The following is a 993-nucleotide window of genomic DNA, read 5'->3' on the forward strand; positions in this document are numbered from 1 at the left end:
TCGGGTCCGCCGGGGAGCCTTCCCCAGTGGGCCGGGCGTTCACAACCGACGGTCGCGCTTTGGTCGGCGGCGGGTGGCTCAGTGCTAAACGGTCGGCGTAGACCGGCGGAGATCAGCCCGGTCCCACCGTCACCGGCGGCCGGGAGCCCTGGACTCCCCGGCGAGAGGTGAGCGTTACTCGGCGGGAAAGGCGCTGGCAACGGCGGAGCCGGGGGGTGCTTTCGTCGGGTCCGCCGGGGAGCCTTCCCCAGTGGGCCGGGCGTTCACAACCGACGGTCGCGCTTTGGTCGGCGGCGGGTGGCTCAGTGCTAAACGGTCGACGTGGACCGGCGGAGATCAGCACGGTCCCACCGTCACCGGCGGCCGGGAGCCCTGGACTCCCCGGCGAGACCCGGGCATTGCTCACCGGGAAAGGCGCTGGCAACGGCGGAGCCGGAGGGCGGCCCGGTCAGGTCCGCCGAGGAGCCTTCCCGAGTGGGCCGGGTGTTCGCGGCCGGCGGTCGCGACTTGGTCGGCGGCGGGTGGCTCAGTGCTAAACGGTCGGCGTGGGCTGGCGGAGGTGGGCCCGGTCCCGGGGTCACCGGCGGCCGGGAGCCTTGGGTTCCCCGGCGAGAGGCGGGTGTTGCTCGGTGGGAAAGGCGCTGGCAACGGCGGAGCGGGTGGGTGCTTTCGTCGGGTCCGCCGGGGAGCCTTCCCCAGTGGGTCGGGTCGTTTCGGCGGGCGGTGGCGGGAGGGGAGGAAGGCGGGGCCGTGGGTGGGCGATTCCGGTTGCTGGAGGGCACAACCCGGCCCTCGACACGCGCTCTTCCCGGTCGGTCCCGTAAAACCGCAGGTCAGCGGGAAACCGCGCGCTCGAAGCAGTCCCGGGATCCGGATCATGACCCTCGAAGCCCTCAGACCGCCTCTCGCCCGACCGCCCCGCGCCCCCCGGGGGGGGGGGGGGGGGCGGGGGGGGGGGGGGGCCCGGCGGGGGGGGGGGCCCCCCGCGGGGGG

Origin of the sequence: Embleya sp. NPDC020886 (assembly GCF_044333915.1) — a bacterium.
Taxonomy (GTDB): Bacteria; Actinomycetota; Actinomycetes; order Streptomycetales; family Streptomycetaceae; genus Embleya.